Annotated in this window: 15 protein-coding genes; 4 read left to right on the forward strand and 11 right to left on the reverse strand. The window is 36.7% G+C overall.

Annotation, left to right across the window (positions count from 1 at the left end; genetic code table 11):
- Nucleotides 1-291: 291 nt before the first annotated feature.
- The 3 genes from ACQKKK_RS21200 to ACQKKK_RS21210 all read right to left on the reverse strand — a co-directional run bounded on the left by ACQKKK_RS21200 (nt 292) and on the right by ACQKKK_RS21210 (nt 3,026).
- Nucleotides 292-1,161, reverse strand: a complete 870-nt coding sequence (locus ACQKKK_RS21200; protein ID WP_427618855.1) for a cation diffusion facilitator family transporter — start codon at nt 1,159-1,161, stop codon at nt 292-294.
- Between the two features lie 551 nt (nt 1,162-1,712).
- On the reverse strand, nt 1,713-2,426 hold the full coding sequence (locus ACQKKK_RS21205) for an alpha/beta fold hydrolase (RefSeq protein WP_427618857.1): 714 nt from the start codon (nt 2,424-2,426) through the stop codon (nt 1,713-1,715).
- 45 nt (nt 2,427-2,471) lie between these two features.
- Complete coding sequence (locus tag ACQKKK_RS21210) at nt 2,472-3,026, reverse strand: hypothetical protein (protein WP_427618859.1); 555 nt, start codon at nt 3,024-3,026, stop codon at nt 2,472-2,474.
- Nucleotides 3,027-3,277: 251 nt separating this feature from the next.
- Between ACQKKK_RS21210 and brnQ the strand changes: the two genes are divergently transcribed.
- A complete protein-coding gene (gene brnQ / locus ACQKKK_RS21215; RefSeq protein ID WP_427618861.1) occupies nt 3,278-4,612 on the forward strand; it encodes a branched-chain amino acid transport system II carrier protein in 1,335 nt (444 codons plus the stop codon).
- Nucleotides 4,613-5,093: 481 nt separating this feature from the next.
- Nucleotides 5,094-5,705, forward strand: a complete 612-nt coding sequence (locus ACQKKK_RS21220; protein WP_427618863.1) for a DUF998 domain-containing protein — start codon at nt 5,094-5,096, stop codon at nt 5,703-5,705.
- Between the two features lie 248 nt (nt 5,706-5,953).
- On the opposite strand, the gene ACQKKK_RS21225 is transcribed toward ACQKKK_RS21220, so the two are convergent.
- The 4 genes from ACQKKK_RS21225 to ACQKKK_RS21240 all read right to left on the reverse strand — a co-directional run bounded on the left by ACQKKK_RS21225 (nt 5,954) and on the right by ACQKKK_RS21240 (nt 9,752).
- Entirely contained in the window at nt 5,954-6,487 is a 534-nt protein-coding gene (locus ACQKKK_RS21225; protein WP_427618864.1) for a DinB family protein, read from the reverse strand.
- A 604-nt stretch (nt 6,488-7,091) separates the two neighbouring features.
- Nucleotides 7,092-7,967 (reverse strand): L-serine ammonia-lyase, iron-sulfur-dependent, subunit alpha, encoded by an 876-nt coding sequence (gene sdaAA, locus ACQKKK_RS21230; protein ID WP_427618865.1) that lies wholly within the window; start codon nt 7,965-7,967, stop codon nt 7,092-7,094.
- A 40-nt stretch (nt 7,968-8,007) separates the two neighbouring features.
- On the reverse strand, nt 8,008-8,670 hold the full coding sequence (gene sdaAB, locus ACQKKK_RS21235) for an L-serine ammonia-lyase, iron-sulfur-dependent subunit beta (RefSeq protein WP_427618866.1): 663 nt from the start codon (nt 8,668-8,670) through the stop codon (nt 8,008-8,010).
- Between the two features lie 47 nt (nt 8,671-8,717).
- Nucleotides 8,718-9,752 carry a PTS sugar transporter subunit IIC gene (locus ACQKKK_RS21240; protein ID WP_427618867.1) on the reverse strand — a complete coding sequence of 345 codons (1,035 nt, stop codon included), beginning with the start codon at nt 9,750-9,752 and terminating at the stop codon, nt 8,718-8,720.
- A gap of 521 nt (nt 9,753-10,273) precedes the next feature.
- Here ACQKKK_RS21240 and ACQKKK_RS21245 point away from each other — a divergent pair.
- Nucleotides 10,274-10,939, forward strand: a complete 666-nt coding sequence (locus ACQKKK_RS21245) for a response regulator transcription factor (RefSeq protein WP_427618868.1) — start codon at nt 10,274-10,276, stop codon at nt 10,937-10,939.
- Between the two features lie 13 nt (nt 10,940-10,952).
- Nucleotides 10,953-12,392, forward strand: a complete 1,440-nt coding sequence (locus ACQKKK_RS21250; RefSeq protein WP_427618939.1) for a sensor histidine kinase — start codon at nt 10,953-10,955, stop codon at nt 12,390-12,392.
- Between the two features lie 342 nt (nt 12,393-12,734).
- Here ACQKKK_RS21250 and ACQKKK_RS21255 read toward each other — a convergent pair whose 3' ends face one another.
- The 4 genes from ACQKKK_RS21255 to ACQKKK_RS21270 all read right to left on the reverse strand — a co-directional run bounded on the left by ACQKKK_RS21255 (nt 12,735) and on the right by ACQKKK_RS21270 (nt 17,202).
- Nucleotides 12,735-13,004, reverse strand: coding sequence for a hypothetical protein (locus tag ACQKKK_RS21255; protein ID WP_192206706.1), 270 nt, complete (start codon nt 13,002-13,004; stop codon nt 12,735-12,737).
- Nucleotides 13,005-13,097: 93 nt separating this feature from the next.
- Entirely contained in the window at nt 13,098-13,784 is a 687-nt protein-coding gene (locus ACQKKK_RS21260; protein ID WP_427618870.1) for an ABC transporter ATP-binding protein, read from the reverse strand.
- Nucleotides 13,785-13,795: 11 nt separating this feature from the next.
- Entirely contained in the window at nt 13,796-15,226 is a 1,431-nt protein-coding gene (locus ACQKKK_RS21265) for an ABC transporter permease (protein WP_427618871.1), read from the reverse strand.
- Nucleotides 15,227-15,786: 560 nt separating this feature from the next.
- On the reverse strand, nt 15,787-17,202 hold the full coding sequence (locus ACQKKK_RS21270; RefSeq protein ID WP_427618873.1) for a phosphatidylinositol-specific phospholipase C: 1,416 nt from the start codon (nt 17,200-17,202) through the stop codon (nt 15,787-15,789).
- Nucleotides 17,203-17,282 lie beyond the last annotated feature (80 nt).

Here is a 17,282-nt window from a genome sequence, read left to right on the forward strand (position 1 = left end):
CATATGCACTCTTGAACTATCCTGCCCCGATAGTTCCATAAAGAAAAGCTGCCTTAAAGACAGCTCCGATCTTCAGCTAAAGCACCCGTTAGTTGCATAAGACTTATTGAGAAGTTGACACAAACTCTGTATTAAAAATTACTTTTTTTAGTATTGGGTCAGGGATGTTAGGAACGGTGTTTTTTCTGATTCACATCGTGAAAGATACTTTAACTCGCTCAAGTTCCCATTTTACTTCTAGGGCACAAAACGACCATAAAATTTAAATCATTATGGATACTTATACACTTTTTAATTTTCAGACTTACTTTCTGGTTCGGGATGAATTAAGACTTGGGCATTGTTAAATCGATTAATAATTTCAGCCTCAATTCGGTCACAAAGCTCATGTGTTTTTTCAATACTTTCATGAGAAGAAACTACCATATGAAAATCAATGTATTCTTGAGCTCCTGATCGTCTTGTACGGAAATCATGAATCTCAATATATTCGTTATTAAAGGACTCTATTAGGCTAAGAACTTGTTTTTCTTCATCAATAGATAGTCGAGCATCTAACAATGGTGGAAACGCTTCTTTCATTAATTTAACAGCTTCAACCATAATATAAATTGAAATGACAATCCCTATAATTGGGTCTAAAAAATGCCAACCTGTTAACGTAACAATCAACAATCCACCAGCGACACCCAATGAAGTATAAACGTCTGTAAGCAAATGGAATGCGTTTGATTTCATTGCCATAGAGTTTACTCTATCAGCTTCTTTTTTGACAATTTTTGAAACAATAAAATTAATAATTGCTCCAACTAACATGACTAAAACTGCTAAGAAAGGCAATTGAATTGGCTCAGGGTTTAAAAGTTTGTGAATACATTCATAAATGATCCAAAAACCAGCTACAAAAATTAATAATGTTTCTATTGTTCCGGATATATTTTCAACTTTACCATGCCCAAAAGGATGATTAGAATCAGCCGGTTTTCCAGAAATTTTAACAGAAATAAATGCGATTAGTGAGGCGAGTAAATCAAGTGAAGAGTGAATAGCTTCAGAAATTACTGCAACTGAACCGGTTAATATTCCTACGACAAGTTTTAACAAAACGACAAAAGAATTACTTAAAACGGATAAAAAAGCGATATTTGATGTTTTACGCATAACTACACCTCGAATCTTTTGGAATTAAATGAATATAGCATAGCAACTTCGATTGGGTCTAGAGCAACGTTATTGACCTAAACAACGTATGTAAACCACCTTTAAAAGAATTGCATTAAGGAAAAAATGCACAGTCCGAATACACTATGCTTGTTGAACTACCCTGCTCTTTAGTTCCGTAAGAAAAAGATGTAGCAGTAACCTCTCTTATTGATGTAGAACCCGTTAGCTTAATAAAGATAGCCTAAAAAATCTAGATCTCCTTCGCACCAATTATACTTACCAACTTCTTTAATCATTAATCCCTCAATTACTTCATAACCTATTCCCCTTGTAATTTGCCTTTCATGATCATATGTCACAGTTTTTGTTTAAAAAGAGGGAGCAAAATAAAAATGACCATGTTTAGTAAGCATCAATAAGACCGTAATATTCCGTGAAAGACCTAACGACTATCTCACTGGTGATATTTCCCTTTTAAAGCTTTGACATAAACATTGATTTCAACCTTTTTATCCCTCCACTTTTCTATATCTTTTCAATCCTATTCACTAACCCAATTTATTCAAATGTGTTGATAATACTTCCGGTTGCGAAAAGAATGGTGAGTGGTCTGTATCCATGGTGATTATTTGGTTGCAAGTTGTTTTAGTGTACATTTCCCTTTGGCATCTTATGGAGATGGCATTATCTTTAAGAGTTTCAATATAAATACGCGGAACTCCACCAAAATTATCCTCTGTTACGTGAACAGGGGTGATAAAGGGTAACAGGGGTTGGAGACAAAGTTTTTCTTTAGCCTCAAAAATATCACTTTCGGAGCACTCCCCATAAAAGGCATCCTTTATAAGATAGTCTTTGAGCTTTAGACAGGTTTTATCCTCACTTATAATTACAGTTGGAAGCGAATCTTTTTTGTCATTTTCGAGTATTTGAAATAAAGTTTGCTCATTTGCAGGAAGAAAGGCACATAAATATACGAGCAATTGAATTTTTTCAGGACGATATTCGGCTGTCTGTGTTATGACAATTCCCCCCATGCTATGTCCCACTAAAATAACCTGTTCTGATTCATCATCCAAAATACTGCATAGACAGTCAGTATAGTCTTCCAAAGTAACTTTGGAAGATGCGGTTTTATCCTTTCCATGTCCGGGTAAATCCAAGGTTAATACCCGATGTCCAGCGCCTTGTAACAAAGGGACAACTCTCTCCCAGCACCACTCTCCATGCCATGCTCCATGAACTAACAAATATGTGCTCAAAAATAGTCACTCCTTTTTATCATTACTTTTCATTTAAAAATTCAATTAAAGTCCTCCGTCTAATCCATCAATCTTTATCCCTCTACTCCAATCACGAGTGACTTTTAATTCATGATCTATGGTGGTGATCGTGGCCTCTCCTTCTTTCTCATAAACTTTAGATGAATTCTCGTCATAAACCTTAAATTCCGCTGTGTATGTGTAATCTATTGTGCCGTCTTCATTTATGCTTTGTTCTTCAAGCTTCACATCTTGCACTACAATGCTTTTATTAATTTCTTTGGCTACCAATGAAGGCATTGAATAATAACGGTTAAGGATTTGGGCATTATATTCATCTTCTGATAAATATCCTCTAACATTGTCTGCAATTTCAGCGAAGGTTGGCGGTTTGGCTGGATCTTTAATGGTATATCGTGCAGTATAATAACCTCTAAATAACTTTTCAGCCTCTTCCACTTTGACCACATTTTCCTCTTTAACAGGTTTCCACTCTGATGCCTCACCGTTTTCTTTGACCACTTCCTTGTTACATGCACTTGCCCCTATAATCAGCACAAATAAAAACAATGAGCCAAGAATTTTTTTAATATTGGCCACCACATTTCTTATAAATTTCAACTATCCAAAATGAATTTTATTAATGGTATGAGAAGCTTTTAGTTGTTCAAAATAAGATGAGGACCGATTACTGGTCATACAGAAATCAACAAAAAACAAAAAATATATTGAAATATCAATTTTTTTTAGTTATAATACGATACGTTCTTAAATATTAGTTTGTATATAATTTTTAGAAAATTTAATAATTTTCTAAAATAGTAAATTTTGGTTTTTTCGGAGGGTTTATTTTGTCTAATAAGGTACCATTTTCATTTATAGTAGTGATTGGGTTAATGTTATTTGCCCTCTTCTTCGGGGCAGGAAATCTAATTTTCCCACCAATGCTTGGTCAGTCAGCTGGAACGAATATCTGGTCAGCTAATGCAGGCTTTCTAGTAACCGGAGTAGGATTACCGTTACTTGGTGTAATGGCACTGGGTTTTTCGGGAAAAGATGATCTACAATCATTAGCAAGCCGCGTCCATCCCGTGTTTGGAATTGTATTCACAACCGTTCTTTATTTAGCCATTGGTCCATTGTTCGCAATGCCTAGAACAGGAAACGTTTCTTTTGAGATCGGTGTCAAACCATTTTTGCCTGAAGGTTTCGGGCCACTGCCTTTACTTATTTTCACCATCATCTTTTTTACAATTTCGTGCCTTCTTTCGCTCAATCCTGCGAAATTTGTCGAAATTGTGGGGAAAATTTTAACACCCATCAAGTTAACGTTCATTGGAATCCTGGTGGTAGTCGCTTTTGTTAATCCAATTGGCGATTTTCAAGCACCAGCTGAACACTATATCGTTCAACCATTTTTCAATGGGTTCAGAGAAGGTTATTTAACAATGGACACTCTTGCATCATTTGTTTTTGGAATCATTATCATTAATGCCATAAAAGAAAAAGGTGCTAAAACAAAAAAACAAATAATGATCGTTTGTGGAAAAGCGACTGCAATTGCTGCCGTTATCCTTGCTACTTTTTATACAGCTCTCTCTTACATGGGTGCTTCAAGTGTCGAGAAATTTGGACACTTGGATAATGGAGGCATTGTCTTAGCAAAGGTCTCGGATTACTACTTTGGAGCATATGGCGGGCTACTATTGGGATTGATGATCACAGTAGCTTGTATAACGACGAGCGTAGGACTCATTACATCGTGTTCAACGTACTTCCATAAATTACTTCCAAAGCTGCCTTACAAAACAATCGCAATAAGTTTATCCATATTTAGTGCAATAATTGCCAATATTGGACTAACCGAATTAATTGCCATTTCCGTACCTGTAATGACAGCCATTTATCCATTGGCCATTGTATTGATTTTCTTGACATTTCTCCATCCCCTATTTAAAGGAAGGCCTGAAGTTTATCAAGGCAGTATGCTTTTAACATTCATGATCAGTTTAATGGATGGATTAAATAGAGCAGGCATTCACATTTCATCCATCAATGATTTCTTCACTGAAATCCTTCCAATGTACGATATAGGGCTAGGGTGGGTCATCCCTGCAATAGTCGGGGGATTCATTGGATATGCCTGCAGCATCTTACGTCCGGGTCCTAATCATCAAATTCATTAAATGATATAAACTCAGTCCAGGAATCATTTCTGGACTTTTTTTTGTAGGTCGATTTATTTTCTTGAAGGACACCCACTCCTTGAAAAATTAGAAGGTCTTTGGGTAACGTTTCGACACTAACCAATATACCATAAATTGTAATATATTATATATCAACCCTTTATATACCTACTTTCCAGTAGTCTAATGCAAAAACTTGTTTCGTGATAATAAAGTCGTTTAAATCAAAATATAGTTGTTTAAAAGATAATAATGTTATTTAAATTAAAAAGTCTAAGAAAGATAAAAAATAGCCGACAAAGTTATATGTTTTACTTTTTTATTCTTCGGCATATCGGAATTATATGACTCCAGTCACAAGTAAAAACATGAATTTTCCATTTATTAAATGGTGAGGATTTCTTTTTTATTGAAAAAGAGGCGAGGGGGCTGTAAAGGAACGGTTGGGGAACTGAATCTGATGACTTTGGGAGGTCTGAAATTGTCCATTGAGAAAATCCTATCGATTGTGGCTGTATTGTTCTTTTTGGGTTATTTTATCTTTTTTCTCATACTTCACTTTAAGAAAACAGGCTATCATCCTATTCGACATGCTGTAAGTGATTACGGTGTAGGTGCTACAAAAAATTTATTTTTAATTTACGTTTGGCTTAGCAATTTAGGGGCTTTGTCACTTTCTATCGTGTTGTTGAATGTAAAAGATCGCTTCTCCATACCCGCGTCCATTCCGATTTTAATCATTCTAATGGTCATCTCCCGTATCCTCATGTCATTCTTTCCAACTGACTTAGAAGGAGAAAAACTTACGGTTCGAGGAAAGCTCCATTACTTATTTGCTATTCTTGCGTTCGCTTTTTCCTACATGGTCATTGATCGTGGAGGAAGTCATTTAAAATTACTGGAAGGCTTTAAAAATCTAAGTCCATTTTTTCACATCATGACCATGATTTCTTCTATCTCACTTGGGGCTGTTATTGTAACGATGTTCAAGCCGTTGCGATTTATCTTTGGGATTTGTGAGCGAGTGTTCCTGTTGTCAATCAACATTTGGTTTATTGTCCTAAGCATCTGGTTAGTTTACCTTTTATGGTAAATGAATGTATTGATAGAAGGTTTTTAACAGTTAAACAAACGGGGCATAATGATTGGGTTTTTAAACGACTTTATTGTTATTTCTATGAGTTCTTATTCAGTAATTGTACAAAGAATTAAACATCTTTATTTTTACACCGTCCACATTTGAGGACGGTGTAATGCGTTTTTTCTGCTTTAGAATTAAACATATTACAACAAAACTTCCATAAAGGCAGCTGCGGATATAGCTAGCTGGATACCAGGGATTTATAGCCGATTTCTTGTATCGTTCCGTAATTTCTTCAGCAATTGAAAAATTTGCCCCCTATGATGTGATTCATGTTCAATCAAATGGTAAACGACCCACTCAGGCGTGACGTCATATTGGTCAAGCACCCTCGGTTTACGCCAATCCGTTAGATTCATTGAACGGAAGTTTGATAGAAAAACTTGACGCACTTTATTAAGGCGGTAGAAATGTTCTTCTAATGTTTGTCCTTCAATATGGCTTAGGGATCCATCATCAGCACGGCATTCCACTGGAAACAAAGCACGGATTTCCGAATCCCATTCCGTAACAAGTACCTCCTCGTATAACCAATCTGCCTCGACCAATGCTATGTGATATATCATCGAGCCAATCGTGTGCCTTTCATCCATTTTCGAATCGAGTGAAGTTTGGCTGATTCCAGTTAATTCCGTTATAAGCGTTCGGCGAACATCTTCCAAACACCATAGCCACCGCCCAATTTCTTCTTCATATTCCGGCAATGCAGATACAATTAGCGCTTTTCTCTCCAATAGGATCATCCTCCTCTTTTAAAAATACATTCTATTTAAAATGTTTGCTTCCTTCTTTACATTAAAAGTTCCCTGTTAAAAATGAAAAAAGAGCAACCTTCAGATTGCTCTTTCGTTTGTATATGATTTTTTCGTTTTATGTTATCTGTGATAAGTTAATCGATATTAACTCCCCAAAAAAAGATTGGATCTCATCTCCTCTGATATACGCCTGCTTTGCAGATAATCCTGTTCCCGTTCTTGTTCAACCATTATGCGTTGCTCCAGTTTTTGAGCATATAGTGCATAGCCGATACCATGAGCCTGAAACATTGCTTTTTCCATTGCCGACGTGTACGTTAATTCGAGAAAATTAATGAAGAATCAATCCTTTCCATAGTAAATTTCGTACTCATCTTATCACTGAAAATGATAACTTACAAAGTTGCTACAGCTCCATATTCACTGATAGTTCAGATTTCCTGACAGCTGTTCTTATCGCCGTGTACGTAAACGCCATATCCCGCCCCCTTCCTTCATTTTCCTTTTTAAATTACAAAATTCTTCAAATTTTTTAACAAAAATTAAAAACCCCATTAACAAATTTGTTAATGGGGCTGAATGTTTATTTATATGAACCGAATATTTCCTCTGCCAATTTACGTCCGGTCGGAGTGGCAGCTAGGCCCCCCTCTGCCGTTTCACGTAGTGCAACTGGCATGGTCAATCCTATTTTGTACATGGCGTCGATAACTTCGTCACATGGAATGCGGCTCGTAATGCCTGCAAGTGCCATATCAGCTGCCGTTATCGCGTTAGATGCCCCCATTGCGTTACGTTTCACACAAGGAACTTCAACCAAACCTGCCACTGGATCACAAACCAATCCAAGCATATTTTTCAGTGTGATTGCCATGGCTTCCGCGGCTTGACTTGGTGTACCGCCGGCCAGTTCTACAATCGCAGCTGCCGCCATTCCACTTGCCGAGCCCACTTCTGCTTGGCAGCCACCAGCTGCTCCAGAAATGGAAGCGTTGTTTGCTACCACGAATCCGAAGGCAGCAGAAGTGAAAAGAAAATCAATCATCTCGGCCCGGGTCGGGTTTAGTTTTTCTTTCACGGCAAATAATGTACCGGGAACCACGCCCGCAGAACCGGCAGTCGGAGTGGCACAAATCATCCCCATTGCTGCATTCACTTCGTTCGTCGCAACCGCTTTACTGACGGCATCCAATAATAAATTGCCTCCCAGTGCCTTGCCCGTCTTGATATAATTTTGCAAAAGAACAGCATCCCCGCCTGTTAGGCCTGTAACGGATTGCACTCCTTTCAGACCTCTTTCCACCGCTTGTTCCATCACTGTCAAATTCCTGTCCATCTTTTCAATGATCTGTTCTCTCGACAAGCTGGAGAACTCCATTTCTTGTAAAATCATGATTTCCGCGATTTTTACATTTTTACTTTCAGCAAGTTCAACCAACTCTGCTACATTTCGGAACATGTTTTTACCTCCATATCTATACCAACTCTTTTAAGGATTCTCATTCAACCATCCTTATGACTTGCGAAACGTTTTCCAATCCCTCAATTTCTTTCATGATATCTCCCTTGATCTTCTGATCGACTTCAATCACCATGAGGGCCATTTGACCTTTTTCTTTTCGTGAAACTTCCATATGTCCAATGTTAATTTCATGATTTGCCAATACTGTAGAAACCGAAGATATTATTCCGAACACATCGTTGTGAACAACTAAAATGGCTGGGTGTTCACCTGACAATTTAAGCTTGAACGTATTCAACTCCGTTATTTCTATCGTTCCCCCGCCAATGGAGATCCCAACAAGCTCTATTTCTTTATCCTCGTCGAACAGTCTGATTTTTACTGTATTAGGATGATCCATCACAGTATCCTCGATTGTAAAGGTAACTTCCATACCCGCTTCTTCCGCCATCGTCAGAGAAGTGGGGATTCGTTCATCATCCGTATCGAAATCCAATATCCCGCCTACGACAGCAACATCCGTGCCGTGTCCCCGGTAGGTTTTTGCAAAAGAACCATACAAAGAAATAATGGCTTTCTTCGGTTGTTTTCCAAATAATGTTCTTGCTACTCTGCCGATTCTGGCAGCTCCTGCTGTATGTGAACTAGAAGGTCCAATCATAACGGGACCGATTATATCAAATGCAGATCTGTATTTCATTGTTCAATGCCCCTTTTCTGGCAATAGATTTTTTAAACGGCCTTTCATTATGCCGCTTTTTGCTCTTCATTCACCCTTATTTGTGAAACGGTCCTGATCTTATAATTCTTGAACACGATCGAGCCAAGGAAACCAACCGTTGCTCCCACAACTGCACATATTCCAGCTGTGATGGTCACCTTTATAGGGTCATTGAAACCGTACATAACTGCCAACCCTGCAATTGGTGTTGCCGTTCCTGTCGCATTATTCACTAAACCAAACATGGCCACGACCACACCTGCAGCCGCTCCGCCAATGAAATTGGTTGAATATACAGGAATCGGATTGGCAGATATGACATCCGCTTGTGTCAAAGGTTCTATCGCAACCGCAATTGTAGTACTTCTATCTCCAAATTTCAAGCGATCGAACAAAACAAAGTTCATGAAAGATGATCCGAATACGGCAAGGGCCCCGATTGCCATAGGAAGTCCAGTCAATCCAAGCATTGCTGTCAAGGCCATCGAGCTTAATGGTGCAGTTGCGACGACTGTGATGACTCCTCCAAGAATGATTCCCATTAAGATTGGATTACTGTTTGCCGTTTCCGTAATGATTCCTCCGATATTCAAAAGCGTTGCATTGACCAAAGGCGTTAAACTCTCACCAATAAACCGAACGAGCGGTGCTGCAATGATGATGGTAACGATTAAATCCAAGCCAGCAGGGACTTTTTTCTCGATCACTTTCACAAGGAAAGCAACGAGGTATCCTGCGAAAAATCCAGGCAGCAAACCTAAACCAGCACATGAAACACCAAGTAATAGAGCATATACAGGGGAAACCCCTAGTGCTAATGCAACAAGTGAAGCCGCTGCAACGCCTCCCATGCTGCCTGCCGCATCCCCTACTTCTCCAAGGAATTTAATATTAAATAAATCCCCTCCGACATACCGCTGAAATGCTTCCACTAGAAAAGCGGCAACCGCTGCATTAGCAAGAGCACCCATTGCTTTCATCCCTTTTGGGGCTTTAAAACTGAATAAAGAAAATAAACCAAGTACCAATAATAATAAGGCCGTTCCTTTTAAAATTTCCATTAACGTCTCTCCTCTTAGTGAATAGTTAGTATACTTTGACTTAATATGTAAAGGCGAACTACTAATTCATTTGCAATTTTCCAACAAACTCATCGGTCCTTTGTTTTCATTTCATAGTTGGCTGTGTCGAGTTCTTCAATAAATAAAGAATTTCCTACGAAAAATGAGGAATAGAATTAAATGAACTCTTATTATATTAAGATATCTTTATTCCCTTTGGAATGTAAACCCTTTCATTTTTATATTATCTCATATTAACATATATCACTATGCATACCTATCAAAATTTTTAAATTTTTTAAGTGGAAGTAATATTTGATTTTTCAGTATTTTGAAATAATTAAACCACCTTTTAATAAAAAGTTGAACAGCTTGGCCCTTTTATGAAGAATATTGAAACTGTAACCGGTAAAAAATAATATTGCTTCCCTATGCCTCTTTATTATTTTTATGTATGATATCGAATGCTTCTCCACATGAACTCCAGATAACATGGTTATAATGATGCGAGAGGTGATACAATGAGGAACTATCATATTCTTGTAGTTGAGGATGATCAAGAGATTCAGGAATTAATTAAACAATTTTTAATGACACAACAGTATACGGTTGAAGTTGCATCAGATGGATTAGAGGGAATGAAACAATATAATAAGCAATCCTTTGATTTAGTTCTTTTGGATGTGATGATGCCGAACCTTAACGGATTTGAAGTTGCCAAAATGATTCGAAATCAGTCAAATGTGCCCATTATTATGCTAACCGCTTTAGAAGAAGAACAAGATCAATTGAAAGGTTTTGATCTTGGAATCGATGATTATATAACAAAACCTTTTTCTTTTCATGTTTTGATTAGACGAGTCGAAGCAGTACTGAGAAGAAGCTATGATGAAAGTACAGCTAATCATTTAGTTTTTAAAGAAATGCATGTCGATTGCAATGCATATAAAGTATATGTAAATAAGGTTGAAATACCATTAACGACAAAAGAATTCGAAATGCTGCAACTACTGCTTCAACATGAAAAAAAAGTACTCACAAGAGAAAGCATCGTAGAAAAAGTTTGGGGATACGAGTACCACGGAGAAACACGGATTATCGATACACATATTAAGAACATACGAAAAAAATTAGAAATACCCTACATTAAAACAGTAAAGGGAATTGGTTATAAAATTGATGAATAGAATCTTAGAAACCTTGAAGATGAAACGAATTACCTATAAACTTTTTTTGATTACATCCCTTATTTTGATAGCCTTTGCAGGCCTGATATATTTAACTTTATACTTTTTTCTCCCTACATTTTATGAGAAGTACAAAACAGATCAGCTTCAAACAGGGATAGTAGAAATGATTGATAAATCCAAGGATCTTCCCATCCAAAATGCACTACCGCTTTTTGATGAATATGCACAAAAAAACAACGCAATGATCTACCTTCATAATAATGAAGGAATAATTATTTATGCTTCTTTTTTATCTTTCATTCAAGGGACTGTACAATCGACTCCTAATGGCATATTTGATATTTCAGAGCCCTTAAGGAATACAAATGACCTTCCCAATTCATTTGATGTTACCATGCCCATTCGTTTTCAGGATGCAAACTTAACGCTCGTAGTATCCGCAACCTATCAGCCCATTAATGAAGCTACACAGGTCTTGGCCCTTTTCCTTCCCTATATTAGTATCATTGTAGTTATTATTGGTATAGGAAGTGCTTATTTATATTCGAGGTTCATTACAAGACCACTCATTTATATTAATAGAGGGGCACAGAAAATGGCGAACTTGGATTTTTCCGAAAAAATCGAGGTTCGTTCCAATGATGAAATGGGTGAATTATCCAATAGTTTAAATGATTTGTCACTCAATCTCCAACAATCCATGCTTGATTTACAGGATGCTAATCAAAAACTAAAAAGCGATATGGAAAAGGAGCGGGAAGTAGAAAAAAAACGCAGGGATTTTTTTGCCATTGTAGCACATGAATTAAAGACTCCTCTCACTGTTATGAAAGGACACTTAGAAGGAATGATGTATAATATCGGTCCCTATAAAGACCGGGACACTTATTTACAAAAAAACTTTCAAACCGTTCAGGATATGGAACAACTGGTTCGTGAGATTATAGGTATATCCAAATTGGAACAACATACATTTAAACTGCAATTAGAAGAAGTAAATCTCGCAGAATTAATTGATACAATCACTAAAAATCTCGGGTTTTTTGCTTCTCAAAAAGACATTCAAATGATAAAACAGATTGGTTCTCACCTTTCTGTTTATACAGATCGTTTTCTGTTAGAAAAAGCTTTCAAAAACATTATTCATAATGCGATTATGTATTCACCTCATGGCGAGAAAGTATATATAGAGGCAACTCAGAATTCAAAGCTGCACCACATCCAAATTCGAGTCATCAATACAGGTGTAAAAATTAATGAGGAGGATATACAGCATATTTTCAAACCATTTTATCGGATCGAAAAATCAAGAAATCGAAATACTGGTGGGAGCGGCTTAGGGTTATTTATTGTAAAGCAAATTTTTGAAGCACTTTTTATCACGTATTCTATGAATAATACTGAACAAGGTGTAGAATTTTTAGTTACCATACCATTATCCATCAAGTAAACAACAACAAAAGAGTCTGAATCTCATTTCTATAGGATGAAATGAGATTCAGACTTTTATTTAATTTCAATGAATTTACATAATCATAAACACTCATAACTAAACATGAGTGATGTTATGTATAATTAGATTAAATTTCCAAATTGTTCACATACTCGAAAAGAAACAAAGTAAACGATTAAGTAACAGAAGTACATAGCCAAAAAGATTCTATATTCAAAAATATAGAATCTTCAAGCATGTATTATTTATAACTAATATTCATTCATTGGCGATAGCATTAATGTTACCTTCTTGATTTTTCGTATGACTCTTCCTTCATTTTCACCTATCTTCTGAACCTCAATAGGGCTTTGCTGCTCTCCCAGTAGACCCATCCTCAGATTCCCCTTGATAAGGAGGGGGCATTTCTCCCTGATTTGGTCCCATTTCATCTTGATTGGGAGAGAAAAACACTTCTGGATTATCCTTGAATAAATCTTCATAATTATCTTTTTCATTCAATTCTGGATTATCCCCTAAATCCATCAAGTTTGTAATCGAACCAATTAAAATGCCAATTGTTATTAACCCAATGGAGGCTGCTATTTTTATCCACACTTTTTCCCACAAATTTCTCAGTCCTTTTTGTGTTGAAACATTTACTTCTACTAAATTAATATAGTGATATGTCATTTTTTCTATCTAACAGTGTTACCATTCTATTCATTTGCCTTTTAACTCTTTGATTACTAACTTTCTTTTTTCGAGATACACCGCTTTATCCGATTGTTTAGCCACCTCTTGCGAATGAGTGACGACAATGACACATTTATTTTCTTTATGGGCAAGTTCTTTAAATAACTCGATAATCTCCCTGGAAGTTTCTTGATCAAGGTTCCCAGTAGGTTCATCAGCAATTAATAAATCTACATTACAGGATAATGCACGAGCAATCGCCACCCGCTGCTGTTGACCACCGCTAAGCTGTAATACCTTTCTTTTTGCTTCTACTTCTGTCAGCCCTACCTTTTCTAATAACTCAAGTGCTCTTGCTTTTTTGTCTTTCACATCGACTCGTGTAATCTCCATCGCAGTGACTACATTTTGAAGGGCCGTCATATACGTAATCAGATTATATGATTGAAAGATAATCGAGACATGTTGGTTTCGATAGGAATCCAGACCGATCTTCTGTAAATCCTTTCCTTTGTATACGACATTCCCACTACTTGGGATATCTAACCCACTTGCTAAACTAAGGGTCGTTGTTTTTCCTGATCCCGATGGTCCTAAAATGGTATAAAAGTGTCCGGATAGAAACGCAAAGTTTACATTATCTAATATTGTGATTTTTTTATTATTGCTTTGATAATGGTAATTCAAATCTTTAAACTGTAAAATCGTGTCCATGTGTGTTCCTCCTATTCATCTTTTAATAATATTTCTTTTGGTTTCAATCGAAGAATCGATAATGCTGGAATAATGGTTGATAAGATCGCGATTAATAGGCCTAATCCCCCTAATTTCATCACATCTTGGGATGTTACACTTACATCAATTTTATCTATAGGATCCACATCTTGATCTAGGTAACTCCCCATAACCGCGTCGCTTGTAGCCACGAACCCTGATCGTTGTCCAGGATTATTTTCTTGCTCTTCAGAAGCCGTGATTTCTTTCTGTAATAAACTGTCTCCCATTTTTTGAGACACTGTCCCACCTGTAAATATGGAAAGGCTAAAGGCTAAAACAGCAATACATAATACTTCTACTAAAAGTTGTCCTATTAATTTCCCCTTTTTCTCGCCAATCGACAGTAAAATCCCTAATTCCTTCCGTCGTTCTTTTATGGTCAACATAATGATAAGACCTAAGATAATGGACCCTGTAATGGAAACCAGGTAGATGATCCATTTTGAAGTGGCTGCCATGTTCTCAATAGGGCCTACCATTTTCTTATATAATTCATCATGAGCATCTAGTTTAAATAGGTCAAAATCAATGCCTGCTTTCTTTCCCGCTGCTTTAAAAGCATCGATTTGCTCTGGATCATTTAAGTAATAAATGGCTTTATCAATGGGGGTGCCCTTCATATCCTTATTGTCCGAGAATTCTTTTAATGATTCGAGCGAAACATATATTTTGTTAGATGGATCCAAGAATGCTATTGGTGGTTTTGGACCAACTGTCTCGGATGCTTCATAAATCCCGATTATTTCTACCTTTATTGTCGATTTCCCATCGTCTTTTTTGATTTTTACCTTATCACCAACTTTTAGCTTGTTTTCTTCAGCTAACTGTTTTTCGACCAGTGCTACTTTCTTACCTTTGTCTTCTGCTGTTATGCCACGCCCTTTAATGATCTCCTCCGTTCCTTCTGTAAATCCTTGCAATAAATCAGTGGTTCTTGCGCCGACCAATGATATATTGGGCATTTCCCTATCATCTTGGCCTCCAACCATGGCAACCGAGCCTGCATTTTCATCAACCTCAATGGGAGTAAAGCCCTCAGCTAAACCATACACACCTTTTACATAGTTGAAATTTTTTACATAGGTTGATTTAGCTAACTTATCTGCTTCCTCTGTAGAAATTTCCGGAATCTTTATTCTTTCATTTGGATTTTCTTCCATCTGTTTTTCCATCTTTTTTTGAAACTTTTCTGGATCGAATCCTAGCGTTACGTCAACTCCCAATTTTTTTCTAGCGAGATCACTCGCTGTTTCCGTGACATTTTGCATCGCGAATCCTGCCAACACTAGATTCGTCACAACTAAAAATACCGCAAATAAGATAAGGGATTTTCCCTTTCTTGCTTGAACACTTAAAAATGCGCGTTTGATAAAATTCATCTTGATACCCTCCCTGCTTGATACCTTTAATATATAGAAACAATCTGGAGTTTATATGGAGATATAGAGGAGTTTGTCTGGAGATTTTTGATGTTTCTTTCCAAACGATAAAAAAAATTATATTTCGGGGAAGGCTAGGATTGCGATCCTTCATTAGGAAGAACAACTACTTTTTCATTCGTCGCTCAAGGAGTAGCGGCAATGAAATACCTCCCCTTTCAGAAATTTTATACGCTCAGAGAATCCCAACCTAAAAAGTCGATCTCCTCCACGTTAAGGGATCGACTTTTTTTCTTTTATAGATACAAGAGAGGTAAGGGCTCGACTCTACCTCGCCCTTCCCCCTCTTCAAACCATTACGTGCAGATTTCATTGCATACGGCGTTCCAACTATAAAGTTTTTACATCTTAGTTTAATATTAAGATACTTTACATTTGAAAGTTTCGCAGCCGATCATTTCAATTTTAAAACCATACTGATTTTTCTTTGTTTTGTTTCTTTTTCAATGTCATCTTCGACTTACATGTCAGTTCCTCGTAATAACTCTTGCAATAAACCCTTAATTTGTAATAGCGTATATTTTCACTGTGAAATTGTTAGTTGCGCCACTTGGGTTTGCAATATAATATTTAGTATTTGTATATGCTTCAGTCCTAGATTCATTCGAAATTTTTTCCCAACGAACAGAATCTGTTCCTAGGGAAACATCGACCATAACATTGAAGGAAATATTAGAAGGATTATCTTTTTCTGTAGGTTCGATAATCCATTTTAAGCCCTTTGTTCCTTTGGGTAAATCATTAATCTTAAAATTTTGACTCGATCGATTTTTTTGTCCAGATAATGGCTTGGATTCAGAAAGAATTTGGGAAATCAATATTTCTTTTTCACTCGAATTTATACCATTTAATCTAATAATACTATCTATTAAACCTGGTCCAGGAAAATCAGCTGCAATGATACCGGAATGCTTAATGCCGCCATCTTGTAGTATCTCAGTCCCAAGGGTATTCATTCCTCCATAAAATATTTGTCCATTCATGCCACGAGGGAAATCCTCCCATTCATTTGTTGCATTTTTTTGAATCAGCTTTGAATTACTATCAGTTTCCCTACTATCTTTTCCGCTTGCAACAAACCATGGGTAACAATTATTAATTAATGCTGTCACACCACCAGTACCACTAAAATGGTTGAGATAGATGACACCATTTTTATAGTTAGTATTTGCATCTTGCAGATGGGTTTTCACCGCTTTCCATTTTTCATACATTCCGTCTGGTCCACTGCCAACTTCAAACTTATCTTGTGTATTCAAATATTCGTAATTAATACCGTACTGTTTAGATGCTGTAAAGTTCTGCAATATTACAATTTTCCCTCGGATATCTCCTAATTTTGGGTTATTTCTTTCTGATAGTGTTACAGAATTCGGGTCCCAAAAATAGGCAGCATTACTATCTTTATAACGTTTAAATATTTCTTCGAATGATAGTGAGCCGCTTTCAGCATCATGTTCCTCTTTTAAGCGCATTAAGATGGTTTCATCAGGATTATCTCTCAAAAATTGAATGGTCTCTTTTAATACATCATCAAACTTTGCTTTTTGATTGACGATTCCATGGTGCATCACAAAAGAATCCTTCACACGTCTAACACGCATGTCTACATAACGAATTCCCGCATTCAATTGCTGAGATAGGGCCATTGTTTGATTTCTTGTCAAATTTTCATCAATTAGACTTGCTCCATGTAAAGCCATTGAACCATGTGTCCCTGGAATCGATACTTCGCTTATTCTTTTTGTATCTTCTAATTTCGACATCCACGTTGGATTTTGATAGCCTATATCGGATTCATAGGAATATCCTGGATGGCTCTCAGCAAATACTGTAGAAGTCATACATAAACTTGCCAGTGTAAAACAAATAAGGATTCCACCTTCTATGATTTTTTTCATTTTTATTTTCTTCATTATATCTCTCCTGTTCTTAAACAGATTGGTACCGTAAAATAAGTTGCTGTACCATATACAAACCTTCTATCCCAAAATAT

The sequence above is a fragment of the Peribacillus sp. NPDC006672 genome (assembly GCF_050274955.1).
Taxonomy (GTDB): domain Bacteria; phylum Bacillota; class Bacilli; order Bacillales; family DSM-1321; genus Peribacillus.